This is a genomic window from Nonomuraea sp. LPB2021202275-12-8, assembly GCF_037044575.1.
Taxonomy (GTDB): Bacteria; Actinomycetota; Actinomycetes; order Streptosporangiales; family Streptosporangiaceae; genus Nonomuraea.
The window spans coordinates 16,718-42,965 of record NZ_JBAHWD010000014.1; the positions used below are offsets into that span (position 1 = coordinate 16,718).

Consider the following 26,248-nt stretch of genomic DNA (forward strand, 5'->3'; position numbering starts at 1 on the left):
TTCAGCCGCAGCAGCCGCCGTCGTTGGAGGCGCCGACGGTGGCCAGCGGCAGCGGGGTGGCGAGCAGGCCGCCGCTGATGCCGGTGGCCAGGCCAACGCGCTGCTCCTGGGCCTCGGCGAGGTTGGAGGAGCACACGCCGGTCTCCGGCAGGTCGAGCTGCACGTCACGGGCCCCCTCCCAATCGCCGGCGATGGCGGCGACGACCGAGCGGACCTGCTCATAACCGGTGGCCATCAGGAACGTCGGGGCGCGGCCGTAGCTCTTGACGCCGACGGCGTAGTAGCCGGGCTCGGGGTGGGACAGCTCGTCGACGCCGTGCGCGGGCACGGTGCCGCAGGAGTGCTGGTTGGGGTCGATCAGCGGGGCCAGCTGCCGGGTGGAGCCGAGGATCGGGTCCAGGTCCAGACGCAGCTCAGAGGCGATGGAATGATCAGGCCGGTAGCCGGTCGCAGCCACGATGCGGTCCACGGTGACGGACTGCTCGGCGCCGGCCGGGTCACGGCTTACCACGCTCACCTGATCGCCGCTTCGGGTGGCGGAGTGGGCGAAGAAGCCGGTCAGCAGATGGATGCGCCCTGATTCGACGTGCGCGCGCAGACGAGTGCCGAGCGCACCACGGGCGGGCAGCGCGTCCGCGGCACCGCCGCCATAGGTACGGCTGGCGCTGCCCGCGCGGATCGCCCAGGTGATCTGAGTGTCGTCGAGCTGCGCGAGGGCGAGCAGGGTAGTGGCGGCCGAGTGGCCGGCGCCCACGACCAGCGTGTGCTTGCCCTCGTAGGCTTCACGGTCGGTGCCGAGCACGTCGGGGAGGGCGTGGTCGACCAGCTCGCCCGCCTCCGCCTCGCCGTAGGCGGGCAGGCCGCTCGCGCCCAGGACGTTCGGCGTGAAGTAGGTGCCAGAGGCGTCGATGATCGAGCGCGCCTGCACCTCCTCGCCTCCTTCGAGACGGATCAGGAACGGGACGTCTTCGCGGCCGTTGGTCCGGACCCGGTCATAGCCGAGGCGGCTGATCGCCGTCACCTTGGCGCCGAGCCGTACTTTGTCGCCGAACTGCTTGGCCAGCGGAGCGAGATAATCAGTGATCAGATCGGCGCCGGTGGGCAGCCATTCGGGGTCCGGCTCGCTCCAGCCGTCGGCCTCCAGCAGGCGCTTGGCGGCGGCGTCGATGTTGAACTTCCACGGGCTGAACACCCGGACGTGGCCCCACTGGGCGACCGAGGCGGCTACCTGCTCGCCGGCCTCCAGGACCAGGAAGTCCTGGCCGCGCTCGGCCAGGTGCGCGGCGGCGGCCAGGCCGACCGGGCCTGCGCCGATCACCACGACCGGCAGCGCTGCGGCGGCAACGGAGGTTGCGGTCTGCTCAAGCTCAAGGGACGCGGTGGTGCCGCAGCAACTGTCGCTCATGATGGCTTCTCCTGGATCTCGGAAGGGGCTTAGCGGAAGAGCAGGAAGGAGGTGCGCGCGCGGTCCAGCGAGGCGCTCGCGCGACAGGCGGTGTCACAGACCTCGCCGTGGGTCTCGTCGAAGGCGAAGTCGGCGGTGGAGCGGAACCGGCGGAGCAGAGCGCGCATCGCGCACCTCCTGTTTAGAAGCTTGTCGAAGTAGTGAGTAGATTGCCTCATTGATTAGAGCTATGTCAAATTAGAGGAGCACCTAACCCGCGAAGTGCATCCGTACCGCGTCGGCCGCGTCTACCCGAGTGAATCGTCCGAACCGACATGGAGGCACCCGATGACCAGCCCGTGCTGCACGCCCACCGCACAGGAGACCTGCTGCGCCCTCGAAGCCAAGGCCGCGTGCTGCGGCGTCGTTGAAGGCGCAGCGCCCGGCGAAGCGCCGAGCAGCTGCGGCTGCCAGTAGCCACTCGACAGGAATCTCACCTCATGACCCAGGCCGACCCCGCCGCCCTCTGGCAGCAGATGCGCGAGCGCCTCGTCGCCTTCGTGGCCCGCCGCATCGACCAGCCCGCCGACGCCGAGGACATCGTTCAGGAGGTCTTTCTGAAGATGAGCCGCGCCATCGACAGCGTCCATCAGCAGGAACGGCTGGAGGCCTGGGTCTACCAGATCACCCGCAACGCCATCATCGACTACCACCGCCACTCCTCGACGATCGCCCGAACCCGCGCCCAAGCCGCTACCGACCGCAGCCTGCGGCCCGGTGAGATCGACGCCGAGGAGACGGCCCTGCTGGCGCAGTGCCTGAAACCACTGGTCACAAGATTGCCGGAGCCATATCGCGAGGCGATCACCTGGACCGAGTACGAGGGCCTGACCCAGGCCGAGGCGGCTCAGCGTGCCCGCATCTCCGTCCCCGGCATGAAGTCGCGAGTGCAACGCGCGCGCAGGCAACTGGGGGACCTGCTGGCCGCGTGCTGTCGCATCGAGCTCGACGCGCGCAAGGCGGTCCGCTCCGTCGAGAACCATGGACCCTGCCCCTGCTGAAGCTCAGCCGCAGCCGCCGCTCGGACCGCACTCAGCGGGCGGGCAGCACGCCTGCAGGCTGGCCTGCAGATCACTCAGCGCCTGGCCAATCCTGGCAGGGTCAGCGCGGTAGTAGACCGTCTTCCACTCCCGCCGCGAGGTCAGCACGCCACCAACGCGCAGGGTCGCCAGGTGAGTGGAGGCGGCCGACTGCGCCAGCGACATACGCTCGGCGACCTCGTTGACGGTCAGCTCGATCCCGCCGGAGAACAGCATGAGGATCTGCTGGCGGGTGTCGCTGGCCATCGCCTTGAGAAACCCGCGCGCCGCCTCGGTCAGCTCGATCGCATCCGTGCTCATGGTCATAGCATCACCCCACACCATCATATTGTCATTTCATGATTTGAGGATATGATCCGATCATGACTTCTTCAGACACGTTCGAAACCCTTGACGTCGTTGTCATCGGCGGCGGCCAGTCCGGCCTGGCCGCCGCACGCGCCCTGGTGGACGCCGGGCTGAGCCCCGTTGTCCTGGAGGCCGGCGATCAGGCCACAGGCTCGTGGCCCGCGTACTACGACAGCCTCACCCTGTTCTCCCCCGCCCGGCACAGCACGCTGCCCGGTCTGCCGTTCCCTGGCGATCCCGACCGCTACCCGCACCGCGACGAGGTCGTCGCCTACCTGGCCCGCTTCGCCGCCCAGGTGCAGGCCGGCGGCGCCGAGATCCGCACTGGGACCCGGGTAAGGGCTGTCGAACCTGATGGCCGGGGCGGCTTCGTCGTGCGCACCGCGGACGGCTCGCAACTGCACGTCCGGGGCGTGGTAGCGGCCAGCGGCTCCTTCGGCAACCCGCACGTTCCGGCCCTGCCCGGCCAGGATGCCTTCACGGGTCGGCTGTTGCACGTGGCCGACTACCGCGAGCCCAAGCCGTACACCGGCCAGCGCGTCATCGTCGTCGGCGGCGGCAACTCCGCCGTCCAGGTCGGGCACGAACTCGCCGAGGTCGCCACGGTCACCCTGGCCACCCACGCCCCCATCGCCTTCGCGCCCCAAATCATCGGCGGCCACGACATCCACCACTGGCTCACCACCACCGGCTTCGACCAGCTGCCACCCGCCTGGCTGGCGGCGCTGCTGGGCGCGCCCCTGGTGCTCGACGAGGGCCACTACCGGGCCGCGTTCGAAGCCGGTCTGTGGGACCGCAAGCCCATGTTCACCGGTTTCGACGGCGACCGAGTGATCTGGGCCGACAGCACGCCCGAGCAGGTCGACACCGTGCTGTTCGCCACCGGCTACCGGCCGAACCTCGACTACCTGCGCCCACTCGGCGCCCTCGACGACACCGGCTCGCCCCTGCACACGGGCGGCATCTCCACCACCTGCCCCGGACTCGTCTACGTCGGGCTGGAGTTCCAGCGCTCCTTCGCCTCCAACACCCTGCGCGGGGTGATCCACGACGCCGAGTACGTCACCGCCCCGCTGGCCGCACACGTGCGCGGCGGCGCCGCCGCGGTCTTCGGAGGGGCCTGAGCATGGGATCGCCGGTCGTCACCGCCGGCCTGGTCGTGCTGCTGGTGGCGACCATGCTCACCATCGGCACCACGCTCACCGTGGAAGGCTTCACCGCCTTGCTGCGCCGCCCGCGCGCGCTGGTGGCGGCCACCGCGGTGAACGTCGTCGTGGTACCGGCGCTCGCGGTGGCGCTGGTGCACGGCCTGGCGCTGGACGGGCCGGTCGCCTACGGGATCGTTCTGGCCGCAGCCGGCGGGGGCACCGGGACGCTGCTGGCCTACCACGCCCGCGGCGATCTGGCCCTGGGCGTGAGCCTGCAGGCCGCGCTCGCCGTCCTCGGTCTGCTCGCCGTGCCCGCCTGGAGCCTGGCCGCGCCCGACGCCGGCGCGGCTATCGGCGGCGCCGCCACCGCTCAGGTGGTCGCGATGCTCATCGCCCAGCTGATCCCCATCGCAGCGGGCATGTGGATACGCGCCCGGCGACCGGCCCTGGCCGAGCGGGTGCACAAGCTCAGCCGCAAGGTGGCCGACGTGCTGCTGGTGACGATGACCGTCTACATCCTGGCCACCACCGCCACCCAACTGGCCACCATCCCCGCCGCCGGCTACGCCACCTTCGCCCTGCTGGCGCTGGTGTGCCTGGCCGCCTACACCACCCCCGCCCTGGCCACCCCGGCCACCCGACGGGCGGTGACGCCATCGGCATGAAGAGCTACGGCCGCGCCCCGACCTTCCTGCTGGCGACCGGGTACGAGCAGGCCCGTTCCGTCATCGCCGCGCTCGACGGTGACTGGGCGGCGGCGGGACGTCCAGCTTGACCTACCCGAATCCGGCGTCTGCTCCGTCACTCTGGCGGTGCGCGCCATCGCCGACGACTTCGGCCTGCCGCCGGACACCCCCGCCAAGCTCATGGCCGCCACCACGCGGCACCTCGGCCAGCAGGCCAACGCCGCCGACGCGGTGCTGGCGGCGGCGACCGAGCTGGGCATCGACCCGGCAGCGGCTGTCAAACTGGCGGCGCTGGCCGGATAGCCATTGCGGCTGATGGGACATATCGCCGACCTGCGCTCAGGCCAGGACGGGCGCGGTGTCAGATTCGATTTGAATCCAATATCGCGCTTAGGTCTCCCGCCGTCGCTCAGGCAGATCCGCTGCGTGGCCCGCACTTCAACGTCGCGCCTCCCAGCGGCATCACTCCTGGTAGCCGGACCGGAAAGGCGCCGACCCACGGATACCTGTCGTCGGGCAGCTACCTCACCGGGGACATTGATCACCGAGGCCATACATCTGCCTCCGGAACAACGTCAGGCCATACGCCGGCTCCAGGCGAGTGGGTGCAGTTGGTCATTACCGAGCGTCCCGAAGTCGCAGAAGGCGACGCGCGGGTCATCGTGCACGCGGTATTCACGGCCGTCAACGACCTCGCCAGGATCGAGCACCTACGGGAGCGGCCGCACCTGTCCGATGATCTGCTGGAGGTGGCGCGCGCGATACTGCTCGCAACACAATGATCGGCCTGTAGGAACCAGTGCCGGCAACCGGGCGGAGGCCACAGACGAAAAGCGCCCCTTGGGGTGGGAGGAAAGGAAGTGTCTAAGGACCAATCCACACAGCCAAGAAGGCGCCTTTCATCCAAAGATTATCATTTGGGACGGTTCGCGGCCCTCCTGAAGTCCGGTCCGCCGAGCGGGGCATTCCGCCCCGAACTTGCGTAGGCTGAGCCGACGGTTTTACAGCGCGTGACCGTTCTCAGCAGTTCACCGTCGTTGACCTGGAAGCATGCATCCATCTGTGCCGAGTTCGACCTTGATCGTTGCACGCATATTGCATGCCTCCTCAGCACCCGCCAGGATGGCCTCGACACCCCGAGCGGATCTTAAGGTGCCGATCCCGTACAGGGTCTATGCGGCAAAGGCACTAGCAATCACACCAGGGCAGCACTATGAGCACTGCCACAGAAAGCGGCCCTCTTTGCCGTCAGCGCTGAGAAATCCGTAGCCAACACCAGCGTCGCCAAAGTTGACTTGATAGAACTCGTCTCCGCCCTCAAGCTGGAACAGGAAGCTCCAATCCCCGGGCGGGTACTCCTCGTCCTGGAGCCAGGTGGGGGAACCGCCAAGCCGGTTGTCCCAGCCCTTTCTGAGCTCGGCAGGACTGGTCGGCATGAGTTCCACGGCAAGATCCTCACTCATCGTGGGGCCCTCGGCATCGTCGGTCACTGTAATGAAGGACGGCACACGTCCGGGCTGCACGATCAGCGCGTTCTCGCCACCCTCGCTCTCCCAAGTACCGTCGACGTAGTCCTCACCACCGGTCATAAACAGATAAGCAATCCGGACCTCCTTACCAGGAAGCCGAAACTGGCCGAGGAACATCATCGGTGTTTCCAACTCGGTGGACAGCGGCCACTGCGGCTTGTCGACCCATACCGGCTGGCCGCCCAACTTGGTCACTGGCTCCAGGATGGCCGCGTCAGGTTTGCTGAGCACAAGGCGGCAGGGGGATTCGCTGATCGTCATGGAGGCAGACCGTAGCGCTCACGACCGACAAGACGCCTTCCGGTCCCTCCTTGCCGTCGATCTCCCACTCTCCCAGGCCGCCAGCACAACCGCCTGGCGAGCAGCAGTTTCGGCAAACAGCGCCACCGTCCGGTCCGGTGTCTGCGATGAGATGTGCCCCACTGTGTCGGTCACTGCTGGGAGGATGCCGGCATGGCCCGAGTGCTGTCGCCCCAAGCGGGGCACACGCTCCCGTGCTTGATCACCACGTTTCCGGCAGCGGCTTCCAAAGATCGTCTATCTTTCGGGGATGGCGAACATGTCTGGAGCTCTCGCATTGCCCACTGCCCTGGCCGAGGTGGCCGAGGTCGGCTTCGAGTGGGAATGGGACGAGGAAACCGACGCGGCCCGCGGCTGTGACTTCGAGCCATACGACCAGTTCGAGGAGCCCGACCGGACGGCGTGGTGGTTCCGCCTGTGGACCGGCAACCAAGAGGTCGACGGCAGCGAGTTCCGCTTCTTCGGCACGACCGGGGCGGGTGACTACACCGGCTTCTGGCTGGTACGGCCCGATGCGGCGATCACCGACCAGCCCGTCGTCTACATCGGTTCCGAGGGTGAGCGCGGTGTGATCGCCAGCGATCTCGGCGACCTCCTCTGGCTGTTCGCCGCCGGTCTGGGCCCTGCCGAGGCCTTCACGGACCCCGACTCCCTTGCACAGTCGAACGAGGCCTTCCATACCATCGCCGAGCGACACGCAAGCGGCCGCCGCCGTTCCCCCACCCAGATCGTGACTGCCGCACGAGCAGAGTTCCCGCATTTCTCGGATCTCATCGACGCGATGTGCCGCTGAGCGGGACTCACTCGGCCTTTGGAATCCGGGTTCGAAGACACCCCATGGCGGTAGGTGCGTTCGATCTGAGCCATCTGGGCGCGCATCTTGTCGGCGATGGCGACTTCCCCGAGGCGGCGGTCCAGGAGCCGCAGATTGTTGGTGTCGGTACTCAGATGGTGACCATGGTGGCGTCGATGGTCGCGGCGGCGTCCAAGCGTGCGGCGAGGGCGCCGGTCTGCTCCTGGTCCTCGTCCTCGAAGTCACCCGTGGGTGAGGCGGTATCGAGCGGCGCTAGGCCGAGCAGCATACGCGCGTGACCAGGCAGACCAGGCCGGTGGCGATGCGCTCGAAGACGGCGAGCTCCTCGATCGGGCCTGCCGTGCCGCGCATGATCCTGTTGCCGCGTGATTGGCCGATTCCCGTGGCGGAGCCGATGCGGACTGGCTCAGCACCGCATCCTGGGCGCGGCCCAGCGGCCCCCGGAAGCGCCGCAGGACGGCTCGGGAACTTCAGCACGAGCAGTCGTAGAACGCCGTAACCACCCGGACGCCACCAGACACAACGAGAGGCCCGTCACCGCGTTTCCGCTGGTGACGGGCCTCTTCTAGCTGGTGTGGCAGGTGCAAGGTTCGAACTTGCGTAGGCTGAGCCGACGGTTTTACAGGGGGCCAACGTTCCCGCTCGCACCAGGCCTCTGACCTCCGGGTATGGCTCTCACGACTCCCCCGCCCGAGGAGACCATCCCGCGTATATCCCGCAAGGATTATCGATCGACTGCGGCATGCTTGACGAGCTCCCGCAGCCGGCGTAGGCGGCGGTCGTACTGGCCTGCGTACGACCTCTTGGCCTTGTCCACCAACCGGACCTGCGGGTCTGAGGCGTCCTCAAAAAGTTCAGTTTCGAATGGATCACCGTCGTACTCGATCAGCCCGGCCAGAGCTTTGCGGTCCTGCTCAACAGAACCCCGACTCCGAATTTGCCCGCGCCACCGTTCCGCGCTCGCCATGGCTTCGTCCACACCCTCACCATAACCGCAATACCCGGCGATAGAGCTACCCATCCAAACCGCATTAGCAGCTAGTACGGCAGCCGCCATTTGTTAGCTGACCTGGATATATGCGGTGGCCAGGCGGGCTCGACGATGGAACCAGCGGGCACGTGCTTGATGACGGCGTCTCCAGGCTGACCAATACGCGGCGTGTTCCAGCGACGATGTCCGGGGAGTGGCGGCGTTGAACACGTGCTTGAGCTCGGCGACCGTCAGCGGGATCAGGCCGAAATCCTCGGGCGGCTGCTCATTGGAGCGGCTGGGCGTCATGGCCTGGGTGTCGGTGCGATGCCGGGCCACGGCGGCGGTGATCGCGCAGATGGCCCGGGCGGCCATGACCAGCACGAGATGCCGTAGCAGCGCCTCATAGAGGCGGACCTGGGATTCATCCAGGCCGAACAGGCTCTTGCCGGCCTGGAAGCTCTCCTCCACCGGCCATCTCAGCCCTGCGGCCGCGATCAGGCGGGGCAGTGTGACCGGTTGGCCGTCGGGGACGAAGCAGTAGCAGAAGGCCAGTTCGCCGGTGGTGCGGTGCTTGCGGATCAGCAGGAAGTGGGCGGGGCTGGCGGTGGCGATCCACGCCCAGGCGTAGGTCCGCTCGCCCTTGGAGCCGTCCCCGGCCGAGCGGATGGTCCACTTGCGCTTCTGCTTGAGGTACTTGGCCACGGCTTGCTCGCAGGTCAGGCAGCTGCCACCACCGAGCATGAGGGTGAAGGTGGCGCGAATGCGCAGGACGTAGGCCTGAGCGTGTTCTTCCAGGAAGGCGCGCAGCGTGGTGCAGGCGCCGTAGACCTCGTCGCCGGTCACGAAGTCCAGGCGCACGTCGTCGGCGTAGGCCTCGCGCAGCAGGCCGATGGCCAGTTCGCCCTTGGTGGCGAAGGTCAGGTCCAGCGGCAGGCCGGTGGTGATGGCGGTGACGGGGTCGCTGATCTGCTCGGCGGGGATCCATTGCCGGGCACCGATCAGCGCGTGCCCGGTTCCGGCTCGGACGTAGGCCAGGTAGACGGCGTTGATGCCGTTGTCGATGCCGCCCGCGCAGCCCATGTGCTGACGCTTGACCCCCGCTGTGGCCACGCCCTTCTTCTCCTGGCCGGACTCATCCAGCACGCCCACGCTCAGGTTGTCCGGCCGGGCGGCGGCATCGAGCCGGTTGACGGCGAACCGGCGGATGGCGCTCATCGCGCCGGCGGTGTCCCATCGGGCACGGTTGAGCAGACGCTGGGTAGCGTCCGGGCGGCGGTCGCCGATCCATTCGGCGATCGTCCAACCGTTGCGCCTGGGCAGCTCGGACATGACGGCTCGGACGTACTTGGCGGCCTGCAGCCGCGGCTCTATCCGGGTGAACATCGGGCCCAGCGCGGTCATGAGGTCGTCGAGGTTCCGTTGCACACGCCGGGCCTCTACGATGAGGGCAGCAGCCGCTTTGGATCTTGTTCTCGTCACACAGACATGATCACGAGCGGCTGCTCTCGTTGTACGGGAATCCCATCAGAAGATCACATCGATCAGCCGAGCGTCATCCCAGCTCACACAGCGAATGGCGGCTGCCGTACTAGCTGAGTAGTTTCTTGCGGCGTGATCAGTGATCTCTTTACTAGTTCAGAGAACTTGCTGCACGACTGAGAGTCACCCAAGATAACCGCGGGAACCGCCGGTGACAAAGTGCAACTCTCATCTCAGATCTCTGTGTAGGCGCCCCACCACGGACGGAAACGGTCAGGCGTGCTGCTGCTGGATCTTGGCCAGGGTGAGGGCCTCGCCCCGGATGCCCCAGCCGCCGTCGACCACCTCATCGACGAGCACCATCGTGTTGTCGCGGACGGCGTCGCCGAAGGTGTCGCAGTACAGATCGGTGACCTTGACGATCAGGTCCTCCTTCTGCTCGGCGGTGAGCGTGCCGGCAGGGACCTTCAGATTCGCGAACGGCATGTGCCTGCTCCTTCTCGGTTCGGGTGATTCACACCTTGGCCCGGTGAGCACGGTGTATCCAGGTGCCCGTTGACCAGGGGTTGCCGTCCCCTGGATGCCTCCGAACCCGGCATGTCATGGTGAAGGGGTGAACCTGTCTGAACTCGGCGCCTTTCTCCGGACACGGCGCGCCCGGATCACCCCGCAGGAGGTCGGCCTGATCACCGGGCCACGCCGCCGGGTTCCCGGGCTGCGCAGGGAAGAGGTCGCCCAGTTGGCCGGCACCTCGGTCGACTACTACATCGAGCTGGAACGCGGCGGGGGCGCGCATCCATCGGCCCAGGTTCTGGCCGCCATCGCCCGCGCGCTCCGCCTGGACCAGGACGAGCGCGACCACCTGTTCCTCCTGGCCGGCCGTACGGCTCCCGCCAGCCATGGGACGTCGGTGCACGTGCAACCGGCCATGCTCGCCCTTCTGGACCGGCTCGACACGACACCCGCGCGGATCATCACCGACCTGCACGAGACCCTCGCGCAGAACCGGCCGGCCACGGCGCTGCTCGGCCCCGCCATGGGTGACAGCTACGTCTGTCGGTGGTTCACCGACCCCGGCAGCCGGTCGATCTATCCCGAGGCGGATCACCCGCACCACTCGCGCGTGCTGGTCTACGATCTGCGGGCTGCCGTGGCCCGCCGTGACCATGATGCGCAGTCGATGGAGATGGTCGTACGGCTCCGCCGTACCAGCAAGGAATTCGCCGCGCTGTGGGACACCGGCGACGTCGCGGTACGTCGCGGGGACCGCAAGCGGATCATCCACCCCACGCTGGGCGTGCTCGACATCCACTGCCAGAACCTGTTCAGCGAGGACGGGCGGCAACGCCTGCAGTTCTACACCGCCCCGGCCGGCGGCCCGGCGGTCGAGCAACTGCGTCTGCTCGCCGTGATCGGCATCCAGAGCCTGACCGACGTACCCAGCGAGATCTAATCGGCCCCGCCGAGGAGGCCTTCGGCGTTGGTAGCGCGGAGGGGTGTAAGGCTGCTCGACCCAGCCGAGTCTGCAGCGCCGGCAGATCTGATCGTCGACGGCGAAGGCGAACTCGCCGTTCAAGTTGGCCGCACGCATGCGCCATCTGGTCCGTTCAGGTGAGATCGTGTCCTGCCAGGGGGTGTCCAGCCGGAGGACATTTGGCCAGCCACGTCGCCGGCCGAGCCGGTCGCGGGTAACCCACCCCAGAGCCTCGCGCCATGGCACTCGTCCGGGCCTATGCCCCACCTGGTGCGCCTGCCCGGTCAGCTTTCGCGCCGCTTTCCTATCGTCATCGATGGCCATACCCCTCGATGACCGAGACGACGCCGGCGCTTCTTGCGCCTCACCTTGAAGATCGTGACTAAACGGCCAGGTCAGACGGGCTTTAAAGGACTCGCGAGAAGGTGTATCGTCGAGCGGTCTCTCTCCTGGCTGATGAACGCCCGCCGCAACGTCGTCGACTTCGAGCGCAAGCCCTCGCACAGCGAAGCCCATCCCGCCACGGGATTCCGGGTCACGCCCGCTCGGCTGCGAAACGATCACGACCATCGTGGGAATCGATCTCCGACAGGGCGTCAGAACGCCCGAAGAGGAGCGGGACGTCTGCTCGCGGCACTTCTTTGGGCAGGTGCCTCCCGTCAGGGCCGCCGGTTTGACGGTTCGCTGGTGGAATCCGCGTCCTGCTCCTGTCCGGTCGTGGCGGACCAGTTGGCGAGCAGTTTCAGGCCGTCCTCGGCGGCGGTTCCGGGGGGCGCGCTGTAGACGACCACGCTCAGCCCGCTTTCGTCCGGCAGGCTCATGGTCTCCTGATCGAGTTCCAGGACGCCGACGAGCGGATGGTCGAGGCGTTTCGTGCTCTGGCGGAAGACATGCACGTCGTGGGATCCCCACATCACACGGAAGGCGTCACTGCGGGTGGACAGTTCACCGATCAGGTTCGACAGCTCCCGGTCGTAGGGGCTTTTCCCCGCCTCGATGCGCAGCGCGCCCACGGCGAAGCGGGCCATGCGCTCCCAGTCGGCGTAGAACCGCCTGGCCGCGGGGTTGAAGAACGCGAACCGGGCGACGTTCGCCCCGCAGCTCGGGTCGGCGTACATCTCCGAGTACAGGGCCCGGCCCAGCGGGTTGGCGGCCAGCGTGTCGAGGCGGTTGTTCATCACGTACGCCGGCAGTTCCGGCATGCCTTCGACGATCCGCGTCACGCTCGGCCGCACTGTCGGCCGAACCTCCCGCTGCCGGGCCCCCGCCCCGGGCGCCGGTCCCGCAGCGCGGGCGAGATCGTACAGGTACATGCGCTCGGTGTCGTCAAGCCGCAGGGCCTGGGCGAGGGCGTCCAGCACGCTGTCGGAGACACCTCGCAGGTTGCCGCGCTCCAGGCGCGTGTAGTACTCCACGCTCACCCCGGCGAGCGTGGCAACCTCACCCCTGCGCAGTCCGGGCACCCGCCGCTGACCGTACGCCGGCAACCCCGCCTGCTCGGGGGCGATCTTGTCGCGTCGTGAGCGGAGGAATGCGCTGACTGCAGCCAGATTGTTCATGAGGACAGGGTAGGCAGGCCACGCGATGGGTGGGGGACCCTGCCAGTACCCCTCACCGCAGAAACTCCCCCGTCACGGCCGTCTCCTGTTGCATGGTGCACGCCCCGATCACCAGGGGCCCGACCGACGCGAGAACATACCCGCCCCGGCCGGCCGACCATCCAGTACCGAGTTCCACATGAGGGCTTGCGTACCTGAACAAGACTGAAAGGGCACACACAATGAGCAACCAGATCGAGACGGTGACGCAGAGCCCTGCGGATGTCGTGCGAGGACTGTATGACGCGTTGAGCAAGGGTGATGTGCCGGGTGTCCTGGCCAAACTCGACCCCGAGGTGATCGTCGACGAGCCGAACCAGCTTCCCTACGGGGGTGTGCACCAGGGCCGCGAGGTGTTCGTGCAGTCGATCCTGGGCGCGATGATGGGCTACGCCAACGTCGCCATCACCGATGCCGAGGTGTTCGAGGGCCCGGCCGGCGTCATCGGAACGCTTACCGGAACGCTCACGGCCCACACCACCGGTGAGGAGTACCCGCTGACCATGGTCGAGATCCACCAAGTCGAGGACGGCACGGTGCGCAAGATCGACGTCTACACCAAGAACCCCCACGAGCTCGCCGCGTTCTACGCGCGCGCCGAGAAAGGCATCCGCTGACGACGACACTCTTCAGAGCCCGGCCGAGTTGCCGCACAGCCGCGAGCCGCTCGGCCGACCCATGCCCAAGACCGGGCCTTCGCATCGTCACCGCGTGAGGCACCCCAACCCACCACCACGACGATGGCCCGCGCATCACGTCGGGCCATCGTCAGCTCCGGAGCACACCATCCGTAGCCGTGCGGCACACTGGGCGGGGTTGCGTGATCGCCCTGGTCAGCGACATGACTGACCCTTTCTCCCGTACTTGGTCTGCCCCCCGGCGAGGCTTGGTCCAATCGCAACAGCAACCCAGCGACGGATTGCCCTCATGCACCGCCGAGCGAGCCGAGATCGCCGATGCTTAACCGGGCGCTCAGATCAAGGCGCACCTCGCCGTAGGGGCGGACGTGGTTGCGGCGCCGGGCTCGGCGCCGTAGTGGTCGACGTGACCAGCGGTTAGAGCACGCGCGGCAGAGGGCGCGTGGCGGGTGCGCGAGTCCCACCCGCTTACTCGTCGTCGTCGATGAATCGGATCAAGTGACGGTCCTCGCCGGCGATGTCGACCGCCGCAGCGCGATCCTCGTCGGTCAGCCCCATCTGGTAGAGCTCCGCCATCGGTGCATCTGGTGGACAAGCCTGTGGCCCGTGGCCACGCGGGTGAGCCGCTGTCAGCCGCAGTTCTGGATGCCGCCCGGCTCGTCATCCTCCTGGACGACCTGCGAAAGCTGACCGATACCCACTTCCCCACCCCCGCCGACGTGTCACCGGCCGAGCTGGCGATGCTGACCGCGCTGCGCGACCTGCACAACCATGGCAAGGCCGTCATGCCTCGCGGAACGCTCTCTGCGGAGGTCAACGAGCAGGGGCGGGGCCATCTCCTGGAGGTGACCGACGACAACAGCGACTGCAAACTGGTCATCGATATGAGGTGGGAGCAAAGCTGCGCCGGGCAGAACTTCCCGCCCGTCGAGGTGAGGGTCTACGGGCAACGCGTTCGCCTGGCCAACCGTGCTGAACTCGAGACGCTCCGCGCCTCCGACCCTGGCAGCGTCATCGCCCACTTCACCTGTCCCGACGATCAGGTCCTCGAGGTCTGGTCGAAGTCCCTGCCGAGCACCGCGGAGGGCTGAGCGCGTGTGGAAGGAGGTGGTCATGCCACCACATGACGAGGTCTGGCAGCGAACCATCGCCGCGCGCCGGGGCCGAGGCGGCAGAGCAGGCCGACCAGCCGGACGAGCAACTGGACGTGCCCATCCCCACCGCGGGGTGGCAGCCCGGAACGAGCCCCCAGGGCCCGAGCACCGCGACGCTCGCGGGCTCGGGCGGGCACGTTGGCAGGCAGGGCGGCGGGGGAGCGGTTGGCGCGTTCGGGCAGCAGGCCGAGCCGCCGCTGCCGCCGCCCGCGCCGCTGGTGGACTTGGTCGGCGACATCGCCGGGCTGAGGCCGCGTCGCCGCCGCCGCGACGGCGGTGAGGTGCCCGGCGCCGACGTCGACCTTATCGACGAGCTGCCGCGTAACGACGACGAGCCGATACCCGGTCAGCGGGCGAGCTGGCCGACCGTGGCCGCGTGGCTTCGCGCGGGCAAGAGCGCCGCCACCCGCCGCGACCGGCTGGCCGACCTGGCCAAGTTCGTGCGCTGGTGGGCGCGCACCGCGCCCGGCGCCGGGCTGTGGCAGGGTCACCGAGGACGTCCTGGTCGGCTACGCCGAGGAGCTCGGCACCGGCAGCGGTCAGGCGGCCGCCGACGTCACCGCCCAGCGGCAGCGCGAATACGACAGCGAGTACGGCGACGCCCTGCGCCGGGAGCAGGAATCGCTCGATGCGCAGGCCAGAGCGGCTCATGACGGGTCCGAGGCCGACTGTGGGAGGTGTCCGAACGCCTGACCAGCGTCCGGTTCGCCCTTCCGCGGCTCACGGCTTCACCTTGAGCCTCTTCTTCGACGCGCCCGGGAACACGACGACCAGGTGCTCCTCCCCTGTCTCGCCGAGCCGCACGTAGACCCGGAGCCGGTAGCGGCCCTTGCCGGCGATCGCCAGGTTCGGCATCGGGGCGCCCGCGCCCACCTCGCCATCGCCCATCTCCGGCACGCTGAGCCGACCGCTGCGGCTGACGATCGGCACCTCGTTGACCAGCTCCCACCCGGCCGTCCGCAGTGGCGGTGCCGTACGGAAGGCCTTCACGGTGAGGCACAGATCGGACACGTCCTCGACGTGCCCGACGAGCACCGTGCTGCCGGCCACCCCGATGGGGGAGCCGTCGTCGTCGTAGAGCTCGTCCACCGCCCGGTCCATCGCGCCTTCGGCCGCTTCGTCCTCGGGGTCCTGGACCACATAGCCGTGATCACCGTCGACGAACAGGAAGTAGTTGGCCGTGGCCTGGACGACACCCTTCCGCCGGGGCCACGGGTCGCGGCACTTCGCGTTCGCCTCGGCGATGTAGGAGTCGTTCGCCGCCTCCTTCTCCTCGGTCGACCGCAACAGCTCGGGACGGGTCGCTCCGATGATCTCCGGGCAGGCGTAGACGAGTTCCCACGGGTCCGCGCCCCAGGCGGGCCGCTCGCTTCCGGCCCGCTTCAGAATCGCCTCCTGCTCCTCGCGGTCCTTCGCCCGGCACAGCGACCGTCCGTACGCGAGAACCCCCTGGTCCGACAGGCTGTCCGGGAACATGGGGGGCACCCCGCCAGCCGTGTTCCGAGCCAGGCACAGGAACATGGCGTCGCGTTCCTCGGGCTTCAGGTCGCCGAAACTGGGCCGGTCATAACACTCCGTCGACCAGCCGGAGTAGGAGAGGTGCGCGGACTGCTCCGGGTGGATCTGTGTGATGACCGGCAGCACGGCCACGATCGCCACCGCGACCCGGAGCGCGCGCTGCCGCCCGGGCCGGAGGTCGGTCAAGCGCTCCTCAGTGGGCAGTTCACGGGCGGTCGCCGCCATCCACACGAGGCTGACGAGTTGTACCGCGTCCATCACGACCCACACCACCGTGTGGCCGCCGGAGATGCTCTCAAGGAGAAAGTTGAGCGGGAGCGCCAGCGCGAGCACGCCCACCGACAACCATCCGGCGGTCAGCGTGCCGCGGCTCCACCGGCCGTCACGCCACTGCCCCATGACCGTGATGACGATCGCCGCCGGCCCGCTCAGCATCAGGAACAGCCCGACGCCGCCGCTCAGTGGAAGCTCCAGAAGGTCCAGCTGGTCGAGCAGATCGTTGGCCACCCCGGCCAGTTCGATCGCGAACAGCACGCCGGCCGCCGCGCGCAACAAGCCGGACCGCCATCGGATGACGAACAGGTAGAGGACGTCGATCGCGGCGAACAGCACGAGCTCGAACGCCAGATCAACCCCACCGGGGAACAGCGCGATCGGATACCAGAAGAAGAGGGTATACGCCACCGCCAGATAAAGCAGCCAACGCAACACCGTCGCCTGGCGGTTCATCGGTCCCGGCACGGGCGCGCGCAGGATCAGCCACAGGAGCGCGGCCTTCACCAGAGCGGACACGAACATCGCGACAGTCGTCACAGTGTCGAACCTGTCGTGTTCGGCGAACCCCGCATAATTCGGCGGTGTCCACGTGGCGGCCACCCAGAGCCAGGCGTCACCAAGCACCAGGCCCGTGACCGCCGCCACGACAATCAGACCGACTATTACGGTCCTGACAATCCGCCATAACCCACCCGGAAGCATGGGACGCGATCTTAGCGCCGCCCACCGACAGGGCGCGATTTCCTGATCGCCTCTGCCGGTTGGCTTCTCGACACCGGGAATGCGGTTATCAAATCAACAGGGCGTCGCACCCGCCAGAGCGTTTGTGAATCTCACCGAGCGTACGCAGGAAGTGGCCACCGTACGGATAACGACTTTCTCGGGAAGCCAGCCAATGGCGCGGGTAATACCGGCGTCCCGCAGGTCATCGCGGACACGTCCGGCGAGCATCGCGGCGACGTCCTGCCCGTGATGGCTGCTGGAACTGGATCTCCACGGTGCCGAGGACTTGTCCGGTGCTCATACCGCCCGATGGTCGTCTCTCGCTGGGCGGCCCGTAGAGATCCCAGACCCGCGGCTCGGCCTCCCGCACCCGCACATGGCCGTCTTCGCCCACAACGGCAACGTACATGTGGTGGCGTGAGCAAGCCGGATCCCGGGCGCGGATCTGAATCCCAGCACCGCGCTGCGGTCTTTCAGAGCCAGGGAACATGCCTTACGTGCCTGACGAGATCATCCGACTCTGACCTGCGGGAAGAGGCCAAGAACCCAAGATAACAACCGCGCCATATGCAACGGCTCTTCGCAGGGGAAGGGCACACCATCCGCGGCTGGATCCAGCAGCGGCGACTCGAACGCTGCCGCCGCGCACTGGCCGATTCCCTGATGGACAGTCTGCCAATCAGCCTCATCGCTGCCCGCTGGGGCTTCGCCAGTGAAGCACACTTCAGCCGGCTGTTTCGAAAGACCTACGGAGCCCCGCCGGTGAGCTATCGGCGTCACCTCCGAAATATCCACCCTCCGCAGGCCCAGAAGCCCGAGTAGCTGTCGACTCAGGTTGGCCTCATGGTGGATGGGGTTCCCAGAGTAGTGGTGCTTCCATCTGCGGCAAAATCCGCGCGGCCCGTTTCCGGTGCCAGTGTTTGGCACCCGTTAGGCTGGTGAGCCGATCTTTCGACCCCCGCGCCTCTGTTGCTGAAGTTCTTTGAGCTGGAGGGCCGGTTCCCGCGCGTTGGCGGGGAGGTGCTCACGGCGGCGGTCAACATGCCTGACGTGCCTGAAAAGATCATCTCGCTCTGACCTGCGAGAAGAGGCCAACAACCCAAGATAACGAAGGCATCGGCCGTGCGGTCGCCAAGAAACTGGCTGCCGACGGCTTCGCGGTCGTCGTCGGGTACGCGGGCAATGCCGATGAGGCAGCCGCGGCGGTGAAGGACATCGACGGGAGCGCGGTGGCCGCCCAGGCAGACGTCGCCGACGAGAGCGCCGTGGCCGCCATGTTCGACCTGGCCGAGGAAACCTACAGCGGTGTCGACGTCGTGGTGAACAGCGCGGGCATCGTGGAGCTGTCCCCGCTGGCCGAGCTGGATCTGGCCACTTTCGACCGGGTGATCAGGACCAACCTGCGCGGCACCTTCGTGGTGAACCAGCAGGCGGTCCGGCGCGTTACGGCGCGGCGGCGCTGTCGTCAACCTGTCCACCTCGGTCGTCGGCCTGGCCTTCCCCGGTTACGGGGCGTATGCGGCGAGCAAGGGCGCTGGCCTCGATCATGTGCGCCGCCGATGACCGCATCACCGGCTTCCTGCCGCCGGGCATACAGTTCGAGCGCACGCAGACTTGCCCCAACGGCCTGCTCCTGTGTGTCTTCCGCTACCTCAGGCAGCCCGAGTGCTCGCGATGAACCCGAGGATCGCCTTCGCCAGTTCCTCGGGGGCCTCCATCGCGGCGTAGTGGCCCACGCCGTCGAGTTGCACGGACCGGATCTCCGCCGCCGCGGCTCGCGCCATGGTGCCAGCCGTGAAGGGACCGCCGCCGGCGCCGACCGCGAGCACGGGCACCTTCAGCCCGGGCTCCTGTGCGAGGGCCTGGATGTCGGTGCCTTCCCGCAGCATCGACCGGTAGAGGCCGATCGCGCCGCGCCAGCCGTCAGGACGTGTGTAGGCGCGGGCGAACTCCTCGATGTCGGCCTCGGTGAACGCGCCCGGGGTCGCGGTCATGGACGGAAACGCGTACCGGCCGAGGTACTCGCGTTCGCGGCCGGCGAGTAGCAGTTCCGGGATGCCGGGCGTGGCGAGGACCCCGATGTGCCAGGCGCCGCCGCGGGCGACGTCGGCCAGCGCTTCCAGGCCGAACCCGGGCAAGCCCATCTCGATGGCGGTGAGGCTGAGCACGTCCTCGGGGTGGGTGGTGGCCAGGCGGAACACGGTCGCGCCGCTGATGTCCTGCCCGGTGAGGTGGACGGGGCCGGCACCGAGGCGGGCGATCAGCTGGTGCAGGTCCTCGGCCGCGGTCGCGCTGTCGTACTCGCCCGGTCCATTGCCGGAGTCTCCGAACCCGCGCAGGTCGACGGCGAAGACGCGATGGTGGGCGGCGAGCAGTGGAATGATCTTGTGGAACGTCCACCAGGTCTCCGGGAATCCGTGCACCAGCAGGATCGGGGACCCGCCGGTTCCCGCGGCGACGTAGTGCAGGGTCGTCCCGTTGACCTCGGCCCGGTGGTGGGTGACCCCGGCGAGCGTGGGACCGGTCATGCTCTCTCCTCAATTCGACAGTCAGGGTGTCGAAATATAGACACTCTGGCTGTCTTTTGTCCAGGCGGTGCCGTAGTCTTCTGCCATGTCCCGCTCTGGCGCCGATCTCACCCTGCTGCTGCTCGGAGGCTTCCGTACGCTCGTGGACGCCGCGATCGCCGAGCTGGACCGGCGCGGCTTCGAAGACGTCCGTCCCGTGCACGACTTCGCGATGCGCGCCATCGCCGCGGGCGCCGACAGCGCCTCCGAGCTGGGACGCCGCCTGTCGATCTCCAAACAGTCCGCGGCACGGACCATCGCGGTGCTGCTGGAGCGCGGCTACGTGGCCCGCGACACCGACCCCGGCGACGCCCGCCGCAAACGCCTCCAGGTCACCCCGCTCGGCTACGAGGTGATGCGCCAGGGTGAGGCCATCTTCGACGAACTGCGCGACCAGTGGGGCGAGCGGATCGGCGCGGCCGAGCTCAAAACCCTGGAGGCCCACCTGTCCGTTCTGGTGGGTACCCTGCCCGTACGCTTCGACACCCCGGGCTGGATCGCCCACGACCTCGGCGAACCGGCGTGAGAGGCGGCCGAGGCGAGGCCATGCCCCCGCAGGTCGAAGGTCACCACGTCGTGATCGCGCCTCAGCAGCTCGCGCAGGTCGGCCTGGGTCGAGCTTAGGCCAGGGCACAGGACCAGCGGTCGTCCCTGACCGCCGCGAGACACTGGGATCGTGACGCCGTCGTGGTGGATCGTGAAGTGCCGCATCGTCCTGTCGCCTCTCTCCGCCCGCTCTCCATATTTTTGTGCTCGTCGTACAGCCCGGCGACCTCGATCGCACTGGTTTCCGTGGTCATGCCACCGTGCTGAAAGCTTGACCCTGCGTCAGGGTCAAGCGGCGCGGCAACATGATGGCCATACATCCGCGATTTCTGGGCCACGCCTGTGAGAGGCGCCGGCGAGGGTGTTGTAAACCGTTCGTTTACTGGACATGATCAACGACTCACCCGATGTCGATTCCCGCAGTCGTGTTCACTGACGTCCTGGAGTATTAGGGCTGATTGCAGAGGACTTCGGAAACTCCTGATTCCTGTAGTCCTCTTCACTACCGTCGGTCTTGTCAGTACTCGTGTTCACTACGGCGAGGTCGGCATGGTCGACGACGTGGCGGGTGTGGCGGAGCTGGGTGTGCTGACGGCGTCGGCGGCGGAGTGGTCGGTGGCCGTCCGCCGGGCGGAGGTGATCGGTCGGCTGGCGCGGGAGCCGCAGGTTCGCATCGCGGAAGCGGATGAGGCGGCGACGGAACTGGGCCGGGTCGGTTCAGCTTCATGGTGCCCAGCGAGCCCGGCGCGGGACCGGCCTGACCTGGAGATCCGGGTCCTGGCCTCGGACGACACGGTGGCGCACACGCTGGATCTGGTCGACGTGCAGACCTCGCGCGGCGTGGATGGCCCCGGCGTGTGGCTGTCGGGCACCGACCGCTCCGGCGTCTTGGAGTTCCGGTTCTTGATGAACGGGCCCGACCGGGACCGGGTGCGCATGACCCTGTCCTCGCTCGTCGGCAAGACCTCCGCCGACGTGCTGCCGCCGATGCAGCTGGTGGCCGACCTCCCCGTCACCCCAGAACTCGTCCTCGCGGTGCGCGGCGGTCGCCCCCTCACCTCGCTCTGGCGGCCGGAGGAATCCGAAGTGCGTGCCTCGCCCCTGCCGGACATGGCCCGCTGGACGGTCACCTTCCTGCAGGCGCTGCTCGCCGTGCAGGCCCACACCTTCCACCGCGTGACCGTTCCCGACCTGGATGAGGTCACCCCCGAGCAGGTCGGCGAAGTCATCCAGCTTGCCGCGCTCCTGCGCGGCGAGGAGGTCCGCACCACCTGGACCGAGATCACCATGACCCGCGGCGCCTCCGGCGGCCCGCCGCCCACCGACCCGGAGTTCAGCGTCTTGGTTGCAAGCCAGGTTCAGGTGGACCTCACCGGACGGCAGATCGGCCTGGACGACGTCCAACGTCGCGTCCTCTATCACCACGCGCGGCCAGCCGACCCCCACGCGCTCGCCTCAGCCCAGCCGGGCGACTCCATCCGCCTGGTGCCCGGATCCTCTGCCGAGGCGACGATCGCCGTGGCGCCCGTTGGCGACCTCGCCCCTGACGACCAGACCCAGCGGGAGCACGCCGGACGGATGGTAGACGCACTGCGCTTCGAACCCTGCTCGCCCGGCTGCCCGAACTGGCTGCGCTACGGCGTCCAACCCAAGGGCGCCAAACCGGGCATGACTCCCGGCCGCTGCCACGGCAAGGCACACAAACCCGACCACCTCGGCTACGCCGGTCGCCGCGTCCTCGTCTCCCGCAAGTGGTCGAACAAGACCCTGGCCGAACACAAGCAGGACCGCCGCACCTGGGTCCTGGAAGCCCTCGGCCAGAGAGACCAGCCCACCGACCCGCACCGCTACATCTGGAAACCCGTCCCGGCCGGAGACGCCAACCTCGCACCCCTGGCCGTACGCCTCCTGCGGTCGGTCCACGAACGGCAACGCTGGCGCGCACACCTCGACCGACTCCAAGCCCAAGCAGACGGCCAAGATCTTTCGGCAACTCAACCGGGGAGGGCGGCATGAGCAGGCGAGACGAACTCCTCACCGTCGCCCAGGTCCTCGACGAGCTCGGCGGAGTCTCCCGCCGCACCTTCTACCGCTGGCGCGAGATCGGCAAGGCACCCCAAGGCATCCGCCTACCCAACGGCGAACTCCGCATCTACCGCAGTGACCTGGACGCCTGGCTCGAATCCCTCCGGAGCGCAGCATGACGACCTCGTACGACGTGAAGTTCTGGGAGATCCGCCGGAACAAGTCCAGCAAGTCACCGTCCTATGAGGCGCGCTGGAAGGTCGGCGGCCGGGAGAAGTCCAAGACGTACAAGACCAAGGCCCTCGACGAGAGCTTCCTGTCCGACCTGCGGCAGGCGGCGAGACGTGGTGAGGCATTCGACCTGGAAACCGGACTTCCTGAGTCGATGATCAAAGCCAAGGACGCACGGACCGTCCTCGACTTCGTGAAGGCGTACGTGGAAGCGCGCTGGCCGCACGCGGCTGCCAAGAGCCGTGACAGCATGTCCGACGCCCTGGCAACGGCTCTCCCGGCGTTGACGATGGACAAAGCAGGGCGGCCGGAAGCTGCCCTTCTCCGTACTGCCCTGCGCCAGTACGTCTTGCTGCCTGAGGACAAGCGACGCCCGATGCCTGCCGACATTGCGCGGGCCGTCCGCTGGCTGGAGGCGGCATCGCTCAACATGGAAGACCTCAACGAGACCAAAGCCGTCCGCCCTGCCCTCGATTCCCTCGCGCTCCGCCTCGACGGCAAGCAGGCCGGTGCCAACACGATCAGGCGGAAGCGCGCTGTCCTTCACCACGTCTTCGAGTACGCGGTGGAGCTGGAAGAACTGCCGTCCAACCCGCTTCACCGAATCAAGTGGAAGCTACCGAAGACGACCGAGACCGTGGATCCGCGGGTCGTGGTCAATCCTCGTCAGGCCAGGGAACTGCTCGTGGCGCTCACCTACGTGGGCAAGCGCCAGCGCGACGGGAAAGGACGGGGTCGGCGGTTGATGGCCATGTTCGCCTGCATGTACTTCGCCGCTCTCCGGCCCGGCGAGGCGGTCAGCCTTCATGAACAGGACTGCCACCTTCCGCCCGAGGGCTGGGGACGGCTCACCCTCGACGGCTCCCGCCCTGAGGTGAACCGCCGGTGGACCGACACTGGCGACGCTCACGAGCTGCGCGGCCTGAAGCATCGGGGCGAGGATGACGTCCGCCGGATCCCGATCCCTCCAGAATTGGTCAAGATCCTTCGGCAACACCTCGAAGAATTCGGCGTCGCCCCGGACGGGCGACTGTTCCGCAGTGAGCGTGGTGGCGTGGTCGCTTCGACGGCCTACACCGAGGTCTGGCAGGAAGCCCGCGCCCTGGCTCTCACTCCCGCCCAGGTCGCCTCACCGCTCGCCCGGCGACCTTACGATCTCCGGCACGCGGCCGTCTCGCTGTGGCTCAACGGCGGCGTACCGGCTCCGGAGGTGGCGGCCCGTGCCGGCCACGGGGTGGATGTCCTGCTGCGGGTCTATGCCAAGTGCATCGACGGCCAGGAGGCGATCGTCAACCAGCGGATCGCCGATGTGCTCACCGCATGAGATCACGTACAGCACCACTCGAAGGGCTCCGGCTACCCCCGGGGCCTTTCGGCGTTGCAGGGCCACCTCATCCCGCGCATATTCCGGATCATGGCTGTCCACCTGGGGAAACACACCCGGATCCATCCCGCGTATATCCCGTGACCAGCGACAAACAGCCGCTCAGCGCTGCCCATGGCCGCATACCCCTGAAACGCAGAAGAGGCCCCGGAGGGCCTCTGAGCTGCGCTAACTGTGTGTGGCAGGTGCAAGGTTCGAACTTGCGTAGGCTGAGCCGACGGTTTTACAGACCGCTCCCTTTGGCCACTCGGGCAACCTGCCTTGTCATCCGCTCTCGCGGCGACAGACAGAAGGATAGCGGACTTCTGCGGTGTACGTGACACCGGTTTGTCCCGCGCCGGATCCCACTTACCTGCTCCGCCGAAACGCCTGCCCGGCCAAGCTCGCCCATGTCGGGACAAGGGTCACGCCACCAGGGGCGCGTAGTCGGCATACCCCCGCGCCCCATGTGTGTACAGCAGGCTCTCGTCGGTTTCGGCGAGCGGGGCTCCCACGGTGAAGCGGTGGATCAGGTCGGGGTTGGCGATGGACGGGCGCCCGTACGAGACCAGGTCGGCGAGACCGCGTCGCAGGGTCGCCTCGCCGGCCTCGCGGGAGGTGGGCGGGCCGTTCTGGCCGACGTTGGCGATCAGCGTGCCGTTCCGGCGGGGGCGCCGCGATTGAGTTTTCCGGGCGAGCGCCAGGGAGGCGGACCCTGCAAGGCGGCCGGATGCTGGCTAGGCTCATCGGCTGGGTCCGTGTTCGGCGGGCACCGAATAATGCTTACGCAGCTGAGAGGATGTGCGCTTTGGCCGATTCGTCTTTCGACATCGTCAGCAAGATCGACCGGCAGGAGGTAGACAACGCCCTCAACCAGACGGTCAAGGAGATCGGACACCGCTTCGACTTCAAGGGCACCGGGGCGGCGATCAGCTGGTCCGGTCAGGAGAACATCGAGATCAAGGCCAACAGCGAGGAGCGGGCCGGGGCGGCGCTCGACGTGTTCAAGGAGAAGGTGGTCAAGCGCGGCCTCTCTCTGAAGATCCTCGACGCCGGCGAGCCGAAGCTGTCCGGCAAGGAATACCGCATGCTGGTGACCCTCAAAGAGGGCATCGACCAGGAGAACGCCAAGAAGATCTCCAAGCTCATCCGCGACGAGGGGCCCAAGGGCATCAAGGCGCAGATCCAGGGCGAGGAGCTTCGGGTCAGCTCCAAGAAGAAGGACGACCTGCAGGACGTCATCACCCTGTTGAAGGGCAAGGACCTGGACATCGCCCTGCAGTTCGTGAACTACCGCTAGCAGCGGCAAGAACCAGGGCTCTGAGCTGGTGTTTCATCGCTGGGAAGATCGCCGAGGGCACATCCGGGGCACACGGCCGAGCGCGCTGTCCACGAGGGCACGCGTTTTCTCCTGTGCCTCGGGCCACTCCCCACATACGGGTTGAGCGTGACCATCGGCGTGGAGTGACCGGGGGCGAGCTGTACGGCTTCACGAAATGGTGCTGCAGGCAATGGGGCCGATCCGGGGCAGGCCGAACAACACCCCACGTGAACGTCCGCTGTCTTTCTTGAGCGCTTTTCGATCGGCGCCGGTCGCGGGTCGGGTCAGGGAGACTCCCGGTATCGGTTGCTGCGACCTGCTTCGAGGGCCGTGCGCAGGTGCACAAGCCCCTCGGTGTCTTCCGGGAGCTTCAGCCTCCGCAGGAGAGCGTGGGCCGAGCGGGGTTCGAGGTCGCCGTAGGCGTCATGCCAGCCGGCGCGCAGGCCTTGGAACAGCGCGGCATGCAGTGCGGGGATTCCCGCCAGCGCCTGAAAGACAGGGTGCTTGACCGGCCAGGGCACCGGACCGGAGATTTCCAGGACTCGTCGCACCCGGCGGCACAGTGGATCTTGGGCCGCCTCGTGAAGCCGGTCTCGGGCCCGCAACTCTTCGACGTCGTCGCCCAGTACTTCGGCGAAGGCGGCCTCGGCCGTGGCACGGTCCTCGAACCAGTCGACCCAGAGGGAGTAGGTGACCGGCTCGGCGGGTTCCGGAGCTTCCAATCGCCGGCGGTAGGCGTCCCAGAGCAGCCTGGCGTGCTCCGGGTTGAGCGCGGGCACGAGATCGAAGCGGATCTCACACGTCACCCAGTAGTCGTCGAGCAGGTCCAGGAAGCCGAGGGCGAGCCGCAGGCGGCCGGCCGGGTCGAGGTCGGGGTCTTCCAGCGCCGCGCGCGTCCAGGTGTGAGCCACCTCGTTGGTCGTCAACCGCCCGTCACCGCTGGTCCAGCTGTCCTCGCCGATCTGGAGGACGCCTTCCTCCGCCAGCCAGCGCCGTGCGCGCTCCCGCCCCTCGTCGTCGTCCACAACGCCAAGTGTGCTCCAACCGCCAGAT

General features: G+C 67.8%; 28 protein-coding genes, 1 tRNA gene and 1 pseudogene. 17 read left to right on the forward strand and 13 right to left on the reverse strand.

The genetic code is table 11. The features are described from left to right. Position 1 precedes the first annotated feature (1 nt). Positions 2-1,405 (reverse strand): FAD-dependent oxidoreductase, encoded by a 1,404-nt coding sequence (locus V5E28_RS24770; protein WP_336209553.1) that lies wholly within the window; start codon positions 1,403-1,405, stop codon positions 2-4. A 29-nt stretch (positions 1,406-1,434) separates the two neighbouring features. Further along, positions 1,435-1,572 (reverse strand): hypothetical protein, encoded by a 138-nt coding sequence (locus tag V5E28_RS24775; protein WP_336209555.1) that lies wholly within the window; start codon positions 1,570-1,572, stop codon positions 1,435-1,437. A 312-nt stretch (positions 1,573-1,884) separates the two neighbouring features. Between V5E28_RS24775 and V5E28_RS24780 the strand changes: the two genes are divergently transcribed. Then, a complete protein-coding gene (locus V5E28_RS24780) occupies positions 1,885-2,445 on the forward strand; it encodes a sigma-70 family RNA polymerase sigma factor (RefSeq protein ID WP_336209556.1) in 561 nt (186 codons plus the stop codon). A 3-nt stretch (positions 2,446-2,448) separates the two neighbouring features. On the opposite strand, the gene V5E28_RS24785 is transcribed toward V5E28_RS24780, so the two are convergent. After that, on the reverse strand, positions 2,449-2,784 hold the full coding sequence (locus tag V5E28_RS24785) for an ArsR/SmtB family transcription factor (RefSeq protein WP_336209557.1): 336 nt from the start codon (positions 2,782-2,784) through the stop codon (positions 2,449-2,451). 62 nt (positions 2,785-2,846) lie between these two features. Here V5E28_RS24785 and V5E28_RS24790 point away from each other — a divergent pair, with 62 nt between their 5' ends. From V5E28_RS24790 to V5E28_RS24810, 4 genes are all read left to right on the forward strand, one after another. Next, the gene (locus V5E28_RS24790) at positions 2,847-3,956 is read left to right on the forward strand and encodes a flavin-containing monooxygenase (RefSeq protein ID WP_336209558.1); all 1,110 of its coding nucleotides are present in this window, start codon (positions 2,847-2,849) and stop codon (positions 3,954-3,956) included. 2 nt (positions 3,957-3,958) lie between these two features. Further along, positions 3,959-4,645 (forward strand): hypothetical protein, encoded by a 687-nt coding sequence (locus V5E28_RS24795; protein WP_336209560.1) that lies wholly within the window; start codon positions 3,959-3,961, stop codon positions 4,643-4,645. 147 nt (positions 4,646-4,792) lie between these two features. After that, positions 4,793-4,969: a hypothetical protein gene (locus V5E28_RS24805; protein WP_336209847.1), complete on the forward strand. Its 177-nt coding sequence runs from the start codon at positions 4,793-4,795 to the stop codon at positions 4,967-4,969. 302 nt (positions 4,970-5,271) lie between these two features. Continuing rightward, the gene (locus V5E28_RS24810; RefSeq protein WP_336209561.1) at positions 5,272-5,448 is read left to right on the forward strand and encodes a hypothetical protein; all 177 of its coding nucleotides are present in this window, start codon (positions 5,272-5,274) and stop codon (positions 5,446-5,448) included. Positions 5,449-5,877: 429 nt separating this feature from the next. On the opposite strand, the gene V5E28_RS24815 is transcribed toward V5E28_RS24810, so the two are convergent. Further along, the gene (locus V5E28_RS24815) at positions 5,878-6,456 is read right to left on the reverse strand and encodes a hypothetical protein (RefSeq protein ID WP_336209562.1); all 579 of its coding nucleotides are present in this window, start codon (positions 6,454-6,456) and stop codon (positions 5,878-5,880) included. A gap of 289 nt (positions 6,457-6,745) precedes the next feature. On the opposite strand from V5E28_RS24815, the gene V5E28_RS24820 reads away from it, so the two are divergent. After that, positions 6,746-7,288, forward strand: a complete 543-nt coding sequence (locus tag V5E28_RS24820) for an SMI1/KNR4 family protein (RefSeq protein ID WP_336209564.1) — start codon at positions 6,746-6,748, stop codon at positions 7,286-7,288. 151 nt (positions 7,289-7,439) lie between these two features. Here the strand turns inward: V5E28_RS24820 and V5E28_RS24825 are convergent, their stop codons facing one another. The 4 genes from V5E28_RS24825 to V5E28_RS24840 form a co-directional block, all read right to left on the reverse strand. Next, positions 7,440-7,577 (reverse strand): hypothetical protein, encoded by a 138-nt coding sequence (locus tag V5E28_RS24825; protein WP_336209565.1) that lies wholly within the window; start codon positions 7,575-7,577, stop codon positions 7,440-7,442. A gap of 456 nt (positions 7,578-8,033) precedes the next feature. Further along, a complete protein-coding gene (locus tag V5E28_RS24830; protein WP_336209566.1) occupies positions 8,034-8,288 on the reverse strand; it encodes a hypothetical protein in 255 nt (84 codons plus the stop codon). 81 nt (positions 8,289-8,369) lie between these two features. Beyond that, positions 8,370-9,707 (reverse strand): IS701 family transposase, encoded by a 1,338-nt coding sequence (locus V5E28_RS24835; RefSeq protein WP_336209568.1) that lies wholly within the window; start codon positions 9,705-9,707, stop codon positions 8,370-8,372. A gap of 327 nt (positions 9,708-10,034) precedes the next feature. After that, a complete protein-coding gene (locus V5E28_RS24840) occupies positions 10,035-10,247 on the reverse strand; it encodes a tautomerase family protein (protein ID WP_336209570.1) in 213 nt (70 codons plus the stop codon). Positions 10,248-10,374: 127 nt separating this feature from the next. On the opposite strand from V5E28_RS24840, the gene V5E28_RS24845 reads away from it, so the two are divergent. Then, a complete protein-coding gene (locus tag V5E28_RS24845) occupies positions 10,375-11,214 on the forward strand; it encodes a helix-turn-helix transcriptional regulator (protein WP_336209571.1) in 840 nt (279 codons plus the stop codon). A gap of 680 nt (positions 11,215-11,894) precedes the next feature. On the opposite strand, the gene V5E28_RS24855 is transcribed toward V5E28_RS24845, so the two are convergent. After that, a complete protein-coding gene (locus tag V5E28_RS24855) occupies positions 11,895-12,794 on the reverse strand; it encodes a helix-turn-helix transcriptional regulator (RefSeq protein ID WP_336209572.1) in 900 nt (299 codons plus the stop codon). Between the two features lie 221 nt (positions 12,795-13,015). Here V5E28_RS24855 and V5E28_RS24860 point away from each other — a divergent pair, with 221 nt between their 5' ends. The 3 genes from V5E28_RS24860 to V5E28_RS24870 all read left to right on the forward strand — a co-directional run bounded on the left by V5E28_RS24860 (position 13,016) and on the right by V5E28_RS24870 (position 15,278). Beyond that, positions 13,016-13,450, forward strand: a complete 435-nt coding sequence (locus tag V5E28_RS24860; RefSeq protein WP_336209573.1) for a nuclear transport factor 2 family protein — start codon at positions 13,016-13,018, stop codon at positions 13,448-13,450. A 608-nt stretch (positions 13,451-14,058) separates the two neighbouring features. Next, positions 14,059-14,562, forward strand: coding sequence for a hypothetical protein (locus tag V5E28_RS24865; RefSeq protein ID WP_336209574.1), 504 nt, complete (start codon positions 14,059-14,061; stop codon positions 14,560-14,562). A 32-nt stretch (positions 14,563-14,594) separates the two neighbouring features. Then, a complete protein-coding gene (locus V5E28_RS24870; RefSeq protein WP_336209577.1) occupies positions 14,595-15,278 on the forward strand; it encodes a hypothetical protein in 684 nt (227 codons plus the stop codon). Positions 15,279-15,345: 67 nt separating this feature from the next. Here the strand turns inward: V5E28_RS24870 and V5E28_RS24875 are convergent, their stop codons facing one another. Next, positions 15,346-17,064: a hypothetical protein gene (locus tag V5E28_RS24875; RefSeq protein ID WP_336209578.1), complete on the reverse strand. Its 1,719-nt coding sequence runs from the start codon at positions 17,062-17,064 to the stop codon at positions 15,346-15,348. Positions 17,065-17,709: 645 nt separating this feature from the next. Between V5E28_RS24875 and V5E28_RS49600 the strand changes: the two genes are divergently transcribed. Then, complete coding sequence (locus V5E28_RS49600) at positions 17,710-17,964, forward strand: helix-turn-helix domain-containing protein (protein WP_442945862.1); 255 nt, start codon at positions 17,710-17,712, stop codon at positions 17,962-17,964. A gap of 317 nt (positions 17,965-18,281) precedes the next feature. Continuing rightward, positions 18,282-18,533 (forward strand): annotated as a pseudogene (locus V5E28_RS24880) (SDR family NAD(P)-dependent oxidoreductase); the annotation flags it as partial. Between the two features lie 261 nt (positions 18,534-18,794). Here V5E28_RS24880 and V5E28_RS24885 read toward each other — a convergent pair. Next, positions 18,795-19,670, reverse strand: a complete 876-nt coding sequence (locus tag V5E28_RS24885; protein WP_336209580.1) for an alpha/beta fold hydrolase — start codon at positions 19,668-19,670, stop codon at positions 18,795-18,797. Between the two features lie 85 nt (positions 19,671-19,755). Between V5E28_RS24885 and V5E28_RS24890 the strand changes: the two genes are divergently transcribed. From V5E28_RS24890 to V5E28_RS24905, 4 genes are all read left to right on the forward strand, one after another. Further along, positions 19,756-20,235, forward strand: coding sequence for a MarR family winged helix-turn-helix transcriptional regulator (locus tag V5E28_RS24890; RefSeq protein ID WP_336209582.1), 480 nt, complete (start codon positions 19,756-19,758; stop codon positions 20,233-20,235). A 569-nt stretch (positions 20,236-20,804) separates the two neighbouring features. Then, positions 20,805-22,271 (forward strand): replication initiator, encoded by a 1,467-nt coding sequence (locus tag V5E28_RS24895; protein WP_336209584.1) that lies wholly within the window; start codon positions 20,805-20,807, stop codon positions 22,269-22,271. Beyond that, positions 22,268-22,459, forward strand: a complete 192-nt coding sequence (locus tag V5E28_RS24900) for a helix-turn-helix transcriptional regulator (protein WP_090759970.1) — start codon at positions 22,268-22,270, stop codon at positions 22,457-22,459. The genes V5E28_RS24895 and V5E28_RS24900 overlap by 4 nt, the downstream gene beginning before the upstream one ends. 14 nt (positions 22,460-22,473) lie before the next feature. Beyond that, the gene (locus V5E28_RS24905; protein WP_336209587.1) at positions 22,474-23,835 is read left to right on the forward strand and encodes a tyrosine-type recombinase/integrase; all 1,362 of its coding nucleotides are present in this window, start codon (positions 22,474-22,476) and stop codon (positions 23,833-23,835) included. A gap of 239 nt (positions 23,836-24,074) precedes the next feature. Here the strand turns inward: V5E28_RS24905 and V5E28_RS24910 are convergent. Beyond that, positions 24,075-24,156: transfer RNA gene (locus V5E28_RS24910), tRNA-Tyr, on the reverse strand. A 517-nt stretch (positions 24,157-24,673) separates the two neighbouring features. Here V5E28_RS24910 and V5E28_RS24915 point away from each other — a divergent pair. Further along, positions 24,674-25,174 (forward strand): YajQ family cyclic di-GMP-binding protein, encoded by a 501-nt coding sequence (locus V5E28_RS24915; RefSeq protein WP_336209589.1) that lies wholly within the window; start codon positions 24,674-24,676, stop codon positions 25,172-25,174. Between the two features lie 305 nt (positions 25,175-25,479). On the opposite strand, the gene V5E28_RS24920 is transcribed toward V5E28_RS24915, so the two are convergent. After that, entirely contained in the window at positions 25,480-26,220 is a 741-nt protein-coding gene (locus V5E28_RS24920) for a hypothetical protein (protein ID WP_336209591.1), read from the reverse strand. Positions 26,221-26,248 lie beyond the last annotated feature (28 nt).

What these genes read in the sequence shown, in the direction of transcription:
- V5E28_RS24770 (WP_336209553.1), bottom strand. Translation starts at nt 1,405, where the DNA reads ATGAGCGACAGTTGCTGCGGCACCACCGCGTCCCTTGAGCTTGAGCAG.
- V5E28_RS24775 (WP_336209555.1), bottom strand. Translation starts at nt 1,572, where the DNA reads ATGCGCGCTCTGCTCCGCCGGTTCCGCTCCACCGCCGACTTCGCCTTC.
- V5E28_RS24780 (WP_336209556.1), top strand. Translation starts at nt 1,885, where the DNA reads ATGACCCAGGCCGACCCCGCCGCCCTCTGGCAGCAGATGCGCGAGCGC.
- V5E28_RS24785 (WP_336209557.1), bottom strand. Translation starts at nt 2,784, where the DNA reads ATGAGCACGGATGCGATCGAGCTGACCGAGGCGGCGCGCGGGTTTCTC.
- V5E28_RS24790 (WP_336209558.1), top strand. Translation starts at nt 2,847, where the DNA reads ATGACTTCTTCAGACACGTTCGAAACCCTTGACGTCGTTGTCATCGGC.
- V5E28_RS24795 (WP_336209560.1), top strand. Translation starts at nt 3,959, where the DNA reads ATGGGATCGCCGGTCGTCACCGCCGGCCTGGTCGTGCTGCTGGTGGCG.
- V5E28_RS24815 (WP_336209562.1), bottom strand. Translation starts at nt 6,456, where the DNA reads ATGACGATCAGCGAATCCCCCTGCCGCCTTGTGCTCAGCAAACCTGAC.
- V5E28_RS24820 (WP_336209564.1), top strand. Translation starts at nt 6,746, where the DNA reads ATGGCGAACATGTCTGGAGCTCTCGCATTGCCCACTGCCCTGGCCGAG.
- V5E28_RS24825 (WP_336209565.1), bottom strand. Translation starts at nt 7,577, where the DNA reads ATGCTGCTCGGCCTAGCGCCGCTCGATACCGCCTCACCCACGGGTGAC.
- V5E28_RS24840 (WP_336209570.1), bottom strand. Translation starts at nt 10,247, where the DNA reads ATGCCGTTCGCGAATCTGAAGGTCCCTGCCGGCACGCTCACCGCCGAG.
- V5E28_RS24855 (WP_336209572.1), bottom strand. Translation starts at nt 12,794, where the DNA reads ATGAACAATCTGGCTGCAGTCAGCGCATTCCTCCGCTCACGACGCGAC.
- V5E28_RS24860 (WP_336209573.1), top strand. Translation starts at nt 13,016, where the DNA reads ATGAGCAACCAGATCGAGACGGTGACGCAGAGCCCTGCGGATGTCGTG.
- V5E28_RS24870 (WP_336209577.1), top strand. Translation starts at nt 14,595, where the DNA reads ATGACGAGGTCTGGCAGCGAACCATCGCCGCGCGCCGGGGCCGAGGCG.
- V5E28_RS49600 (WP_442945862.1), top strand. Translation starts at nt 17,710, where the DNA reads ATGCAACGGCTCTTCGCAGGGGAAGGGCACACCATCCGCGGCTGGATC.
- V5E28_RS24885 (WP_336209580.1), bottom strand. Translation starts at nt 19,670, where the DNA reads ATGACCGGTCCCACGCTCGCCGGGGTCACCCACCACCGGGCCGAGGTC.
- V5E28_RS24890 (WP_336209582.1), top strand. Translation starts at nt 19,756, where the DNA reads ATGTCCCGCTCTGGCGCCGATCTCACCCTGCTGCTGCTCGGAGGCTTC.
- V5E28_RS24895 (WP_336209584.1), top strand. Translation starts at nt 20,805, where the DNA reads ATGGTCGACGACGTGGCGGGTGTGGCGGAGCTGGGTGTGCTGACGGCG.
- V5E28_RS24900 (WP_090759970.1), top strand. Translation starts at nt 22,268, where the DNA reads ATGAGCAGGCGAGACGAACTCCTCACCGTCGCCCAGGTCCTCGACGAG.
- V5E28_RS24915 (WP_336209589.1), top strand. Translation starts at nt 24,674, where the DNA reads ATGTGCGCTTTGGCCGATTCGTCTTTCGACATCGTCAGCAAGATCGAC.